The sequence below is a fragment of the Vibrio sp. Isolate22 genome, from assembly GCF_022398115.1.
GTDB lineage: Bacteria > Pseudomonadota > Gammaproteobacteria > Enterobacterales > Vibrionaceae > Vibrio.
In genome coordinates this window covers 100,496-112,938 of the sequence record NZ_JAKEUW010000012.1, presented here as the reverse complement: position 1 = coordinate 112,938, position 12,443 = coordinate 100,496, and the positions used below count along the sequence as shown (strand labels likewise).

Sequence of the window (12,443 nt, the reverse complement as noted above, 5' to 3'; positions counted from 1 at the left end):
GTATGAGTAGGAAAGGAAACTGCTGGGACAATGCTTGTGTTGAGAGTTTCTTCCATTCTATGAAAGTGGAAGCGATCCAATATGAGCCGATTATGACGAGAGAGCAGATGCGCCAAACGATCTTCGAGTACATAGAGGTTGATTATAATCGAACGAGAAGGCACAGTGCTCTTGGGTATCTAAGCCCAGTTAACTTTGAACAACAAAATGTCGCTTAATGAAGTGTCCAGTCTGGCTGGAGCAGATCACAGTGCTCTTGGGTATCTAATCCCAGTTAACTTTGAACAACAAAATGTCGCTTAGTGAAGTGTCCAGTCTGGCTGGAGCAGATCATATCTCATTTTATTGCGCTTAAGTTTGTCACTTTATTAGGTGACCAGTTAACCAATGATTGGTCGACTAGCCCGCGACTTGCTGCTCCAGCTGGTATTTCACTTCATCTGCAAGGTTGAGTTGCTTGGCGAGCTCTTTGAGATAAGACTTTTCCATGAAGTTCTGCTCGTCAGCCACAATCAAAGAGGCTAAGTAGATCTCACTAGCTTGTTGCGGTGAGCTTGCGAGTTGAGCGATTTCGCTTGGGTCGAGCGGTTTGTGCAGCTCTTCAGACACTAACTTAGTCAGCTGATAATCCGCCCCCATGTTTTCGACGGCTTGTTCAATTTTCGCCATTTCTTGCTCATCGACATGACCGTCCGCTTTAGAAGCCGCAATCATAGAGCGTAGAATAAGTAGATTATGACAAGCATCTTGCTCATCAAAAGTGGCTTGCGGAGATGAGTCTGGTGTGCCTTGTTTGGCTTGGTAATCGTTATATACCTTGTATGCCAATGCACCAAGCGCAGCTGCTCCACCAATACCTACGGCCTTCTTGCCAATCTTCTTGGTTTTCTTTGAGCCCATGAGAGCTCCTAGCAACCCGCCACCAACGGCTCCTGCGCCTAATGCGCCAAGTGTACTTTTGCTACTGCCTTGTGTAAGACCGCTTAGGCCAGATGAGCTTTGTGAGAGTTTCTGAGTGCCTTGTTTAACAAGGTCTGACTTAAGTGCTTGGTTAAGTAGGCTTTTAAGATCCATCGATACCTCCAATGGTAAACGCGTCTAATGAGTTGATGAATCCAATATACGTATTTAAAGATGAACCGGGGATTAACTTACGTTATTTACTTTATCGAGAAATGAGAGAGTGAGTGAAGGTGAAGAGGGGAAATAAAAAAGGCCGCCAGATGGCAGCCTTCTATTATTTGCTTGGCAAGATCACGTACTTTGCTGAGTTTGCTTATTTAGCAAATTGAGAAGTAACGTGTTCAACGATTGAATCGATAGCAACAGCTTCTTTAGTACCAGCACGACGGTTCTTGTATTCGAAGTTACCTTCTTTCATTGAGCGGTCGCCGATCACGATAGTGTGAGGGATACCAATTAGCTCGATGTCAGAGAACATTACGCCTGGACGCTCTTTACGGTCATCGAATAGTACTTCGATACCCATAGCTGTTAGTTCAGCGTATAGCTTCTCAGCCGCTTCTTTAACTTCTTCAGACTTGTGCATGTTCATAGGAACGATAGCAACTTGGAAAGGTGCTAGTGCGTCTGGCCAGATGATGCCGTATTTGTCATGGTTCTGCTCGATTGCAGAAGCAACAACACGTGATACACCGATACCGTAACAACCCATCTCAAGGATAACGTTCTTACCGTCAGGACCAAGCACGCCACAGTTCATCGCTTGTGAGTAAACGTTCCCTAGTTGGAAGATATGACCAACTTCGATACCACGTTTAAGCTGAAGTGTACCTTGACCACATGGGCTTAGGTCGCCTTCGATAACGTTGCGTAGGTCTTCTACTTGAGCAAGCTCAACGTCACGACCCCAGTTGATACCGAAGTAGTGCTTACCATCTACGTTTGCACCAGCGCCAAAGTCGCTCATTACAGCAACAGAGCGGTCAACAATGAATGGTAGCTCTAGGCCTACAGGACCAAGTGAACCTGGGCCAGCGCCAACGAGTGCACGAATTTCTTCTTCAGAAGCCATCTCTAGTGGAGAAGCAACTTGTGGAAGGTTTTCCGCTTTCACTTCGTTCAGTTCGTGGTCGCCACGGATGATTAGAGCAATGATGTCTGCATCTACTTCATCAGAAGCTTTAACGAATAGAGTCTTAACTGTTTTCTCGATTGCTAGACCGTGTTGCTCTACCAATTCTGCGATAGTTTTCGCGTTTGGAGTATCAACCAGTTCCATCTCTTGAGTTGGTGCAGCAGCTTCTTCAGTAGGAGCAAGTGCTTCAGCTTTCTCGATGTTTGCTGCGTAATCAGATTCTGTAGAGAATGCGATTAGGTCTTCGCCGCTTTCAGCTAGTACGTGGAACTCTTGAGAACCACTACCACCGATAGCGCCAGAGTCTGCTAGTACTGGACGGTACTCAAGACCCATGCGGTCGAATGCATTACAGTAAGCATCGTGCATCGCTTGGTAAGACTTTTCTAGGCCTTCTTTGTCGATGTCGAAGCTGTACGCATCCATCATAGAGAATTCACGAGCACGCATAACACCGAAACGTGGACGACGCTCATCACGGAACTTAGTTTGAATCTGGTACAAGTTCAGTGGTAGCTGTTTGTACGAGTTTACTTCGTTACGAACTAGGCTAGTGATTACTTCTTCAGCTGTTGGGCTAAGAACAAACGGACGAGAATGACGGTCAGTAAAGCGCAGTAGTTCTGGGCCCATTTTTTCGCTACGACCAGTCTCTTCCCATAGCTCAAACGGCTGCACTACGGGCATTAAAGTCTCAACTGCACCTGCATTATCGATCTCTTGGCGAACGATGTTTTCGACTTTACGCAGTACACGCAGACCGGTAGGTAGCCAAGTGTATAAACCTGAAGCTAGCTTACGGATCATACCTGCACGTAGCATCAGCTGGTGGCTGATAACTTCTGCGTCGTTTGGAGTCTCTTTCAGAGTAGAAAGAAGATAGTTACTGGTACGCATTCTATGGTATCCGTTTCATCATTAATAAAAGTAAATTTACTGCAGCTATAGGCAGCAGCAAATCCGATATAGCCGCATATAATATCAGCCTATTTGGGATCTCAAAAGCGTTCAATGTCAGTTACATTGATGAAAAACGCCTCAACAACGAATTTCACGTTAAGATCGAACAAATTTACCGCATATTCCTTGTTGTCTGGCTTGCCTTTCTTATAGGCAGGGCGAGGATCTTGGCCTAATACCTCTTTGATCACTTGAATAATATGGCGAGCCTCTGGGTGCTGTGCCAGTTTGCTTTGTGCCTGTTGTGAAAAGTTAACCTCTAACACCTCTGGCTCTTCGGCTGCAAACCCTCCCTGTGCATCCGGAATGGAATCGGAGTAGGGGATGTAAGGCTTGATGTCGATAATTGGTGTCCCGTCGACTAAATCGACACTGCCAAGGTCTAGCCAAGTTTGCCCTTTATCTTGAGATACACCTTTTAACTCCACCGCAGACATGCCAATTCCATTGGGCCTGAATGTGGCACGAGATGCAAAAACCCCAATGCGTTCATTACCACCCAGTCGAGGCGGCCTCACCGTCGGCTTCCAGCCCGCTTCAAGGTTTTTGTCGAACAGAAATAGGAGCCACACATGGCTGAATTGCTCGATGTTGCGAACCGACTCTAGGCAGTTTGCCGCGTCAACAAGCCTTACTCTAGAGGTTGATGTCGGCACCAACCTAGGCTGCCTTGGTACCGCGAACTTCTCTTTATAGGGAGATTCTATAAAGCCAATAGGTTCAATGGAGTACATGGGGGACGTTCTCTAATTACGATCTATGGCCGGAAAATATCACAAAATAACTTGTTTTTCTTTTGATAATAATTAACACTCGCAATGTTATAACATATCAAATGATGGTTTAGGGGAAACAAATGAAACCAAATATCCATCCTGATTACCGCACTGTGGTTTTTCATGATACCAGTGTTGATGAATACTTCTTGATAGGTTCAACCTTGAAAACAGACCGTACGATCGAATGGGGAGATGGCAATACTTACCTTTACTTCACTATTGAAGTGTCTTCAAAGTCTCATCCTTTCTATACAGGTAAGCAACGAGTGATTCATAAAGAAGGTCGCATGGCGAACTTTACTCGCCGCTTTGGTCAATTGGGTAAGGGAGCTAAATAGATGAAGGTTGCAAAATCACTTAAAATCACTTAAAAGCGCAAAGAGCCGTCACCCTGATTGTCAAATCGTTAAGCGTAGAGGGCGCCTATATGTAATTTGCAAAACTAACCCAAGGTTCAAAGCGGTTCAAAAATAAGCAGTCAATTGGATGTGACACACCTGTAAAAAACGAGGGGAAAGTCAAACTTTATTCATTTAACGGTTTTTCTTTTCCTTCATATGCAAGTTGATTAAATACCGAGTGGTTATTTATCGTGCGGCGAACTTTATTTTTAAACTAATCAAGAGGTTATATCGTAAGTTATATTAATAGTGAATGTATGGTTGTAAATTATAAAGCTGGTTTTTGTGTTTATTATGGTTTAATTTGCTAATTAATTGTTCAAATATAGTTAGATATCGTCGCTTGTTACACATTTTGTAACATTTTGAATTTCTAATTGATAATTTTGTCGCGTACCCTTCGCCTGCAATTTGAACATTTTTGTCACAATTGCATAGGAATCACTACAAGGAGGGAACTGATGAGTTCATCAGCTTCAATAAAAAACAACTCGCCAAAGAAACCTATTTTTACCCGTTTTCTCGATGGTGTTGAGTATTTGGGGAATCTATTACCCCACCCGATCACTCTTTTCGCAATCTTCTGTGTCGCAATCTTAGTTACTTCTGGTATCGCAGGATACTTTGAAGTGTCTGTTATGGACCCCCGTCCAGAAGGTGCTCCAGGTCGTGCTGCTGACGGCATGATCCACGTTGTAAGCTTACTTAATGCTGAAGGCTTACAGCTTATCGTAACTAATTTAGTTAAAAACTTTGTTGGCTTTGCGCCATTAGGTACCGTGCTTGTTGCAATGCTAGGTGTAGCGATTGCTGAGCACTCTGGTCTACTATCTGCTGCGATGCGTGGCATGGTAATGGGCGCATCTAAGCGCATGGTTACAGTAACTGTGGTATTCGCAGGTATCATTTCTAACACAGCTTCAGAGCTAGGTTACGTGGTACTGATTCCACTTGCAGCAATGCTTTTCCACTCTTTAGGTCGTCACCCTCTTGCTGGTCTAGCGGCAGCATTCGCTGGTGTATCTGGTGGTTACTCTGCAAACCTTCTAATCGGTACGGTTGATCCACTGCTTTCTGGTATTACAGAAACAGCAGCACAAATGATCGACCCGACTTACACAGTTGGTCCAGAATCAAACTGGTACTTCATGTTTGTTTCTACTTTCTTCATCGCAATTACGGGTGCATTCGTAACGGAGAAGATTGTTGAACCAAAACTGGGTAAATACAACGACGAAGAAGCGTCTGAAGATTTATCAAACGATACAATGGGCAAGCTAACAGACGTTGAGAAGAAAGGTCTTAAGCTAGCAGGTATCGCAGTTCTAGCAGTATCAGCTCTTCTTGCTTGGACAATTGTTCCTGAAGATGGTGTTCTACGTTCTGCAGCTGGCACGGTAGCAGGTTCTCCGTTCCTTAAGAGTATCGTAGCGTTCATCTTCGTATTCTTCGCCGTTCCTGGTTTCGTTTACGGTAAAGTTACCGGCACAATGAAAACTGACCGCGATGTTATCGATGCAATGTCTAAGTCTATGTCTTCTATGGGCATGTACATCGTACTTGTATTCTTTGCTGCTCAGTTTGTTGCTTTCTTCAAGTGGACTAACTTCGGTCAAGTATTCGCAGTAGCGGGCGCAAGCTTCCTACAAGATATCGGTCTAACAGGTCCAATGTTGTTCTTCGCATTCATCCTAATGTGTGGCTTCATTAACCTAATGATCGGTTCAGCGTCTGCTCAGTGGGCAGTAACAGCACCTATCTTCGTTCCAATGCTAATGCTTGTTGGTTACGCACCAGAAACGATTCAAGCGGCTTACCGTATCGGTGATTCAACAACGAACATCATTACTCCAATGATGAGCTACTTCGGTCTTATCCTTGCTGTAGCAACGCGTTACATGAAGAATCTAGGTATTGGTACTTTGATTGCAACTATGCTTCCATACTCGATCGTATTCATCGTTGGTTGGAGCTTAATGTTCTACGTGTGGGTATTCGTATTTGGTCTGCCAGTTGGCCCAGGTGCAGCAACGTACTACACGCCATAGAATCTAATCATTGTTTTATGATTACATCGAAAGCCTGCACAGTGTGCGGGCTTTTTCTTTATTGGAAGATAGGGACTACAAGCCTGCAAAACGGTAGGTTAAACCAACCTCCAGCGACCACCCTACATCCCTTTGGATGAGAGGGCTGTTCGAGTCGTGGTGAGTCAATTCCATCTTGCTAATACCAATCCAGCGTGGTGTAAATTCATAGAGGCCAATGAGCCCTGCTTGATAAACAAAGGTAGACCCTGCATCAAACTGATCTAGCCCTGATACAGAGGACTCGCTGCTTGAAATGCCGTAGAGGTGATTAGAGAGTTTTTTGTCACGATAATCGACTTCGAGGTAGGGGGTAATGGTTAATGGCTTTGCCCATGTTTCTAACGTCCTGCCTAGATGCAGCTGAACTTCGTAGCCATTATGCTCTGAGGTTACATCGTGTAAGTAGGTTAGCCTAGCGCCTACTGTTCCCAGCGTTATCCCGAGTTCGCCATTGCCATCTCTGTCTTGAATGCCATTAGGTAGGTCAACGAAGGTATCTGATACCTCAGCGAACCGCCAGTTTCCAGATAGTCCGACAAAAGGCAGCAGTTGCCAGTTTGCTAAGCTGCCATCAATAAAGCCTTTAGGACCAGAATAGAAGAGGTTGGGTGTCGCACCAAGTTGAGGGGTACTCTTGGTAGAAAAAACACTTTCGCCGTAGGTGAGGCTGCCGCCAACGATGCCATATTCTTGATTGGCGAAGGAAAGTTGAGTGCTTCCTAAAGTGATGGACAGTGCTAAAGCAATGCGACGAACCATAATCAATACTCCGTTATTGTAATAAATATCAAGAACGGAGTAGGTCGATTAAAATTTCACAGAGCGCTTTGTTGCCTCAATAAGACGTTCCCAGATCTCTCTAGAGAAGAAGGGAGGGTTAGCGCTTTGCTAGTAGGCGATCAAGGTGGTTAGCGAACTCACGGCGGTCGGTTTGAGACAGTGAACTTGGGCCACCTGTTTGGATGCCACTTGAGCGCATAGTTTCCATAAAGTCGCGAATGTTGAGGCGCGCTTTAATGGTCTCTTTTGTATAAAGCTCCCCACGAGAACTCAGCGCGAGTGCGCCTTTAGTTATAACCTCGTCAGCCAGAGGAATATCTGAAGTAATCACGAGATCGCCTTTCTCTGTGCGTTTTACTATTTCATTGTCGGCGATATCGAATCCGCTTGGTACTTGAATAGAGTGAATGTTGTTACGCTTCGGTACAGGGACAACGTGATTCGCGATGAAGGTGCATTCAACACCGGTTCGCTCAGCTGCGCGTACGATGGTTTCTCGGATAACCTTAGGACAAGCGTCCGCATCAACCCATATCTTCATAGTGTTCTATTTCTCTGTTAGCTAATCTGTTGATTTATTTTTGTTAACTTACGTCTCGGCTAACTTACTGCTCAGCTAATTTGGCTTCAAGCGTGGCGACGCGAGCGGTAAGTTCAAGAATTTGTTTTTCTAGTTGGCCAATACGATCGACCTCTGGCTCTTGTTGTGCAGCGACTTCTACCTTGGGAACGCGGTTCGCGTTTTTCCAGCTTTTAATGGTCGTGATTAACGCAGGCATTGGGACCGATGTACTCATACGAGCTTTTACTAACGCAACGGTTGGCTCTTTGCCTTGTGCTTGCAGTCCTTCAAGCACTGATTTCAACTCTTCAGAAACATCTTTTGTCAGCATGTTGACCTCCATTTTTAGTCTTTGGTCATTTTACTCGCTCCGGTGACTGATAGCGAATCATAAAACTGCCCATGGCGTGTGAGAGATCTCTTACAAACGCTGTGAGATAACGCGAATACTTCTCTAGAGAAATTGATATGCATATGGTTAAGGTGTTGAATTTTAATTGTTTTATATAATTAACAACTTGGTTGAATTCAAAATGTGATGCAAATCTATTGTCCGAAATCCTAAATCGCGTAAATTAAACCTTGTCGGAAGGATTCTGACACGGAACAGGAAAGCACCAAGGAATTGGTTATCTTCAGGATGAAGATTTGGTTACTTAGGATTGAGTGATCAAGCATGGAGCGCAAGGACATTGTAGGGACACAGTCAGTTAACAGGAAGTTAGCTGCAATGGAATGACAATGGACACCTTTAGGATAAAGGGTTGGATTAGCATCAGGATGATGTAAAGGACACCGCTCACGGAACAAGTGATGTGCGCTAACTAGGATTGTTAGCTTTCAGGATGATTGGACACCGCTAGGACGGCGAAGTAAAGGAAAGAGCTGAAGGATTACAGCCACTATTATGGATGATGCATGGAGCATTAATTAGTAGCCGGACTGCTGCGAGTAAGACCCTAGCCCTGACACTTCGGTGTCGGGGCTTTTCTTTATCTGGACATTTCACCCATCTAGAGGCTCTTTATTTAGGAGCAATACATCTGCTTTTCTGCTAACGGTCAACACAAGGAGTGTTTTATGACGATAGCAACCTCAAGAACGCTGTTAGTACCTTATACCGAACAGCTACAGCACGACTTCATCAAGCTCAACTGCTGCCCGATTAATCGAGCAGAAATGAATGGGCCGCATTCTATCGCTTCTGCGAAGCAACTATTTCAAGAGATACTGCAAGACAACGTCGGCTTTTGCCGTGCCATTATCCATAACCAAACCCGTGAATATCTTGGGCATGTATTTATCTCATCAGAAGAAGGTAAGCACGAGTTAGGTTTTATCTTGGATAAAGAGTATTGGAATCAAGGTTTTGCCAGTGAGGTACTGAAACCTTTCTTTAATTTGGTGTGCTTTGAAGAGCGTTTAACGAATGTTTTCGCGACCGTTAATGTCGGTCATAATCCATCGATCAAGCTTTTAGAAAAGCTTGGCTTTGTATTTAAAGAGACCAAACAAGATCAGTTTGGCCCTTATCATGAATATCGATACACCGCCTATTGCGACGTTACATTCTATGAGGCTGTAGCTCAAACCGCATAGAACGGAAACCTACCATGGTCAGTTTCCCTTTGTAACAGTCATCCCCTAACGCTGAAAACTCAAATTGGTAAATGGTGTGCCAGCGCCAAATGGTCGTGAGTTCATGGCGCATCTTCAATTTATGACCACTAAAGGCAACACTTAACAGTTGCAAATCGAGCTCTTTACACTTTCTCGCAATGGCAGCTTTCGCAAGCTCAGATTGCCTGCGCTGCTGCCAAAACAGAAAGCAAAAGAAGCACAGAAACAAAATAGCCAATAAGTTATCTATCATTTAATCCATACTTCCTTTTACTTTTTCTTCCTATTTAACCCTAGCTTTAAGCAGTTTTATTCAGGCTTATCAGCGAGTTGCTAAAGTATTACTGAGATTTAGTAGCTTGTTGTAACTCGATCAGTGCATTCGCCAATTCTGGAGATGGGTTTGAGTTCAGCAATGGCAAAAATACCATTCTCAGAGCTGGAATCATCACTAGATCAGCAAATAGCTGGTTGAATAGGTTTTGATTGCCCGTTTGTGCGAGGCGCAACAAGAATTGCTCAGCAATTGCTGGGTCTTGTAGAGCGTGCCAGCTTCGGCCTGCTAAACCAATCAGTACTTCTTGATGACTTAAACGCGGGCTCGCCAGAACTTGGTTAATTACTGAATTGGTGATGCTTGGCTCTGCACCTGATAGGGCACGCACCAGTGCAGACAACAAGAACAGGTCTGGTTCATTGCTGTTGATCTCGTTCTCGGCCATCTCTTGTAAGCGTTGAGCTAGCTTGTCATTAATTTGTGTGTGCTCCAGTGCGCCTAATGTCGCGTAAAGCGGCTCAGAAGGAAGCTTATTGAAGGCTTTACGAATCGCGACACCGTTTTGTTGGCTGCCGAGACGGGCACACATATCAGTGATGCCTTGAAGGCCAACAGTCTGCCAATTGTCCCAACCTAATTCACTGGTGAAGTAGTGCTGAGCATGCTCATAGTATTGGCTAGTCGCAAGATCTAATTCTGCTCTTACTTGGCTATGGAATACCGCCATTTTGTCTTCAGAAGGCTTGAAGGTGTATGGGTTGTTTGACAGCTTCTCTTGTTGCTCTTCGCTGATCTCACCGCTTAAACGCGTGCCCATCGCTTCTAATACGAACTTCAAAAAGTTACCTACATCGGCTTGGTTAAGTAGACCTCTTTCATCCAGTTTGAATTTTAAGAACCAGATCCATGGCTGCTTCTGTTCATTCCAGTAGCTGATCGCTAAGTGAGCTTGTTTCTGAAGTGGAAATGGGTATGGCTGTTTCCCTTGCTCAACATCTGAGAATAAGGTGTTGTCGATTTTCTGGATACGACGACCAAGATCGTAGATATCGTATTGGCAACCGCTATTCTTCAATAACTGAGTGAGCGTGTGAATGGTTTCCATAGTAATAAGCTCCTAACTTTCTTTCCTCAATAGATGGTACTCTATGCCCCAATTTCAAGGTCACTAGATAAATAACTTGGTGAAAAATGACAGCTGCCACAAAGTTACCTCCATTACTTCAACAATTAGAACAACAAATGCGCCAATGCTCTCTGTGGAGTAGCGTTGCACCGTCGGATGAAGCTCTGGCGAGCGTTGAACCTTTTGCTATCGATTCACTGCAACCCGAAGAGTGGCTACAGTGGATCTTCATCGTAAAGATCAATGCGATGATTGACGCGCAAATGCCTTTACCTAAAGGGTTTGCTATTCATCCATATTTTGGTGAAGTATGGAAAAACGAGGCGGACAAAGCTGAGCTACTAGTGACGATTCAAAGCATTGATGAGGTATGCGCCTAATGTTAGAGATCATTTATCAAGATGAGTACTTTGTCGCGGTAAATAAGCCTGCAGGAATGCTGGTGCACCGCTCATGGCTAGATAAACATGAGACTCAGTTTGTGATGCAGACTCTGCGTGACCAAATTGGTCAACACGTGTTCCCATTGCACCGTTTAGATAGGCCGACTTCTGGCGTATTGGTGTTCGCACTCTCAAGTGAAGTGGCTTCTGAGGTGATGCCGATGTTCGCTAACCATGAGATGCAAAAGACTTATCATGCAATTGTTCGTGGTTGGATAGAAGAGGGCGATACGCTTGATTACCCACTCAAGGTCGAACTAGACAAGATTGCGGATAAATTTGCAAAAGAGGACAAGGAAGCACAAGAGGCCGTGACGGCTTATGAACCGTTAGCAAAAGTGGAAGTACCATATTCGACAGGGCGTTTTCCAACGAGCCGTTACTGCTTAGTAGAGATGTTGCCGAAGACGGGCCGTAAACATCAGCTGCGCCGTCATATGGCCCACCTAAGACACCCAATTGTTGGCGATACTTCTCACGGTGATGGCAAGCATAACCGACTGTTCCGTGAAAACTTGGATTCACACCGTTTGTTACTGCACGCTTCAGAGTTACGCTTTATTCACCCTTTCACGAAAGAAGAATTAGTGATGAAGGCAAGCCTTGATGAAACTTGGCTACAATTATTTGAAGCCTTTGAATGGGATACAAATTTAGTCGATGCACAAGTACGGTCGTCTAAATAAAAGTTAGATAAAACAAAGGGCTGATAGTGATATCAGCCCTTTTTCTTGTCTGTATAATCTGAGTAGATCAACCAACGTTAGTCATTAGTTGCCTAGCATCGGGATCATTTTAGTTTTTCTAGATCCGCTTCGATCTCAGCGATCTTGCTAGACACAACCTTCTCTAAATGGCGCAAGTCGGTCAGGATCTTCTGTTTTACATCCATCTCAGTGGTTGGCGTAGGTTTGGTGATCTTATTAAGCTCATCAATCACAAGCGTGAGGTTGCGGTTAATCTCAGTCACTTCTTTGTATTGATTATTGCCACCGCTAACAAGCACACTTTTCACTTGTCGTGGGTACTTAAACTTAACGCTTTTCGCGAACAATTCGCCTTTCTGCTTACGAAAATAAATCTTAAGGATATCTTTGTGTGCTTCTTGGCGAAGGGAGTAACGTTCAATCTGTTTAGGCTCGTGGATACCTAAGCCTGTGAGGTTTGGATACATAAGCGACCTCTAGTTTATGAATGTAATACTTTTATGTAATTGACTTAATCAATGTAGCAGCCTAACGACGAGCTAGATAGTTGATATCTGTGAATTGATTGTAAGTTGTGGGCAAGATCGCTCTCTATCTTTG

Annotated in this window: 16 protein-coding genes; 7 read left to right on the top strand and 9 right to left on the bottom strand. The window is 44.3% G+C overall.

From position 1 onward, the window contains the following. Positions 1-218: IS3 family transposase (locus L1D55_RS09535; RefSeq protein WP_239915817.1), on the top strand; the 218-nt coding region annotated here is incomplete at its 5' end. A gap of 181 nt (positions 219-399) precedes the next feature. Here L1D55_RS09535 and L1D55_RS09530 read toward each other — a convergent pair. The 3 genes from L1D55_RS09530 to tsaA form a co-directional block, all read right to left on the bottom strand. Continuing rightward, positions 400-1,074, bottom strand: coding sequence for a tellurite resistance TerB family protein (locus tag L1D55_RS09530; RefSeq protein WP_239917257.1), 675 nt, complete (start codon positions 1,072-1,074; stop codon positions 400-402). A 202-nt stretch (positions 1,075-1,276) separates the two neighbouring features. Continuing rightward, on the bottom strand, positions 1,277-2,995 hold the full coding sequence (locus L1D55_RS09525; protein WP_008222926.1) for a proline--tRNA ligase: 1,719 nt from the start codon (positions 2,993-2,995) through the stop codon (positions 1,277-1,279). Positions 2,996-3,096: 101 nt separating this feature from the next. Further along, a complete protein-coding gene (gene tsaA, locus L1D55_RS09520) occupies positions 3,097-3,792 on the bottom strand; it encodes a tRNA (N6-threonylcarbamoyladenosine(37)-N6)-methyltransferase TrmO (protein WP_239917256.1) in 696 nt (231 codons plus the stop codon). 122 nt (positions 3,793-3,914) lie between these two features. Here tsaA and L1D55_RS09515 point away from each other — a divergent pair, with 122 nt between their 5' ends. The 3 genes from L1D55_RS09515 (at position 3,915) to L1D55_RS09505 (ending at position 6,286) form a co-directional block, all read left to right on the top strand. After that, positions 3,915-4,175: a type B 50S ribosomal protein L31 gene (locus L1D55_RS09515; RefSeq protein WP_239917255.1), complete on the top strand. Its 261-nt coding sequence runs from the start codon at positions 3,915-3,917 to the stop codon at positions 4,173-4,175. A gap of 7 nt (positions 4,176-4,182) precedes the next feature. Continuing rightward, complete coding sequence (gene ykgO / locus L1D55_RS09510; protein ID WP_239917254.1) at positions 4,183-4,311, top strand: type B 50S ribosomal protein L36; 129 nt, start codon at positions 4,183-4,185, stop codon at positions 4,309-4,311. A gap of 388 nt (positions 4,312-4,699) precedes the next feature. Then, the gene (locus L1D55_RS09505) at positions 4,700-6,286 is read left to right on the top strand and encodes an AbgT family transporter (protein ID WP_137407911.1); all 1,587 of its coding nucleotides are present in this window, start codon (positions 4,700-4,702) and stop codon (positions 6,284-6,286) included. A 75-nt stretch (positions 6,287-6,361) separates the two neighbouring features. On the opposite strand, the gene L1D55_RS09500 is transcribed toward L1D55_RS09505, so the two are convergent. The 3 genes from L1D55_RS09500 to L1D55_RS09490 form a co-directional block, all read right to left on the bottom strand. Beyond that, on the bottom strand, positions 6,362-7,087 hold the full coding sequence (locus tag L1D55_RS09500; RefSeq protein WP_239917253.1) for a MipA/OmpV family protein: 726 nt from the start codon (positions 7,085-7,087) through the stop codon (positions 6,362-6,364). A gap of 118 nt (positions 7,088-7,205) precedes the next feature. Then, positions 7,206-7,649 carry a YaiI/YqxD family protein gene (locus tag L1D55_RS09495; protein WP_004738567.1) on the bottom strand — a complete coding sequence of 148 codons (444 nt, stop codon included), beginning with the start codon at positions 7,647-7,649 and terminating at the stop codon, positions 7,206-7,208. Positions 7,650-7,713: 64 nt separating this feature from the next. Next, entirely contained in the window at positions 7,714-8,001 is a 288-nt protein-coding gene (locus L1D55_RS09490; protein ID WP_128159662.1) for a hypothetical protein, read from the bottom strand. A 749-nt stretch (positions 8,002-8,750) separates the two neighbouring features. Here L1D55_RS09490 and L1D55_RS09485 point away from each other — a divergent pair. After that, the gene (locus tag L1D55_RS09485) at positions 8,751-9,269 is read left to right on the top strand and encodes a GNAT family N-acetyltransferase (protein ID WP_004738571.1); all 519 of its coding nucleotides are present in this window, start codon (positions 8,751-8,753) and stop codon (positions 9,267-9,269) included. Here the strand turns inward: L1D55_RS09485 and L1D55_RS09480 are convergent. Further along, entirely contained in the window at positions 9,235-9,543 is a 309-nt protein-coding gene (locus tag L1D55_RS09480) for a DUF3301 domain-containing protein (RefSeq protein WP_032498839.1), read from the bottom strand. The two genes, L1D55_RS09485 and L1D55_RS09480, sit on opposite strands and share 35 nt — an antisense overlap. Before the next feature lie 88 nt (positions 9,544-9,631). Beyond that, positions 9,632-10,672 (bottom strand): DUF3549 family protein, encoded by a 1,041-nt coding sequence (locus L1D55_RS09475; protein ID WP_239917252.1) that lies wholly within the window; start codon positions 10,670-10,672, stop codon positions 9,632-9,634. A gap of 86 nt (positions 10,673-10,758) precedes the next feature. Between L1D55_RS09475 and L1D55_RS09470 the strand changes: the two genes are divergently transcribed. Both L1D55_RS09470 and truC read left to right on the top strand, forming a co-directional pair. Then, positions 10,759-11,073 (top strand): YqcC family protein, encoded by a 315-nt coding sequence (locus tag L1D55_RS09470; RefSeq protein WP_105057493.1) that lies wholly within the window; start codon positions 10,759-10,761, stop codon positions 11,071-11,073. After that, a complete protein-coding gene (gene truC / locus L1D55_RS09465) occupies positions 11,073-11,822 on the top strand; it encodes a tRNA pseudouridine(65) synthase TruC (protein ID WP_239917251.1) in 750 nt (249 codons plus the stop codon). The genes L1D55_RS09470 and truC overlap by 1 nt, the downstream gene beginning before the upstream one ends. 104 nt (positions 11,823-11,926) lie before the next feature. On the opposite strand, the gene L1D55_RS09460 is transcribed toward truC, so the two are convergent. Beyond that, a complete protein-coding gene (locus L1D55_RS09460; protein ID WP_004738577.1) occupies positions 11,927-12,310 on the bottom strand; it encodes a DUF3461 family protein in 384 nt (127 codons plus the stop codon). Positions 12,311-12,443: the final 133 nt, after the last annotated feature.

Bases quoted from the DNA above. Each gene is read 5' to 3' on its own strand.
- L1D55_RS09525 (WP_008222926.1), bottom strand. From the start codon at position 2,995: ATGCGTACCAGTAACTATCTTCTTTCTACTCTGAAAGAGACTCCAAAC.
- L1D55_RS09485 (WP_004738571.1), top strand. From the start codon at position 8,751: ATGACGATAGCAACCTCAAGAACGCTGTTAGTACCTTATACCGAACAG.
- tsaA (WP_239917256.1), bottom strand. From the start codon at position 3,792: ATGTACTCCATTGAACCTATTGGCTTTATAGAATCTCCCTATAAAGAG.
- L1D55_RS09515 (WP_239917255.1), top strand. From the start codon at position 3,915: ATGAAACCAAATATCCATCCTGATTACCGCACTGTGGTTTTTCATGAT.
- L1D55_RS09505 (WP_137407911.1), top strand. From the start codon at position 4,700: ATGAGTTCATCAGCTTCAATAAAAAACAACTCGCCAAAGAAACCTATT.
- L1D55_RS09460 (WP_004738577.1), bottom strand. From the start codon at position 12,310: ATGTATCCAAACCTCACAGGCTTAGGTATCCACGAGCCTAAACAGATT.
- L1D55_RS09480 (WP_032498839.1), bottom strand. From the start codon at position 9,543: ATGATAGATAACTTATTGGCTATTTTGTTTCTGTGCTTCTTTTGCTTT.
- L1D55_RS09475 (WP_239917252.1), bottom strand. From the start codon at position 10,672: ATGGAAACCATTCACACGCTCACTCAGTTATTGAAGAATAGCGGTTGC.
- truC (WP_239917251.1), top strand. From the start codon at position 11,073: ATGTTAGAGATCATTTATCAAGATGAGTACTTTGTCGCGGTAAATAAG.
- L1D55_RS09500 (WP_239917253.1), bottom strand. From the start codon at position 7,087: ATGGTTCGTCGCATTGCTTTAGCACTGTCCATCACTTTAGGAAGCACT.
- L1D55_RS09495 (WP_004738567.1), bottom strand. From the start codon at position 7,649: ATGAAGATATGGGTTGATGCGGACGCTTGTCCTAAGGTTATCCGAGAA.
- L1D55_RS09490 (WP_128159662.1), bottom strand. From the start codon at position 8,001: ATGCTGACAAAAGATGTTTCTGAAGAGTTGAAATCAGTGCTTGAAGGA.
- L1D55_RS09530 (WP_239917257.1), bottom strand. From the start codon at position 1,074: ATGGATCTTAAAAGCCTACTTAACCAAGCACTTAAGTCAGACCTTGTT.
- L1D55_RS09470 (WP_105057493.1), top strand. From the start codon at position 10,759: ATGACAGCTGCCACAAAGTTACCTCCATTACTTCAACAATTAGAACAA.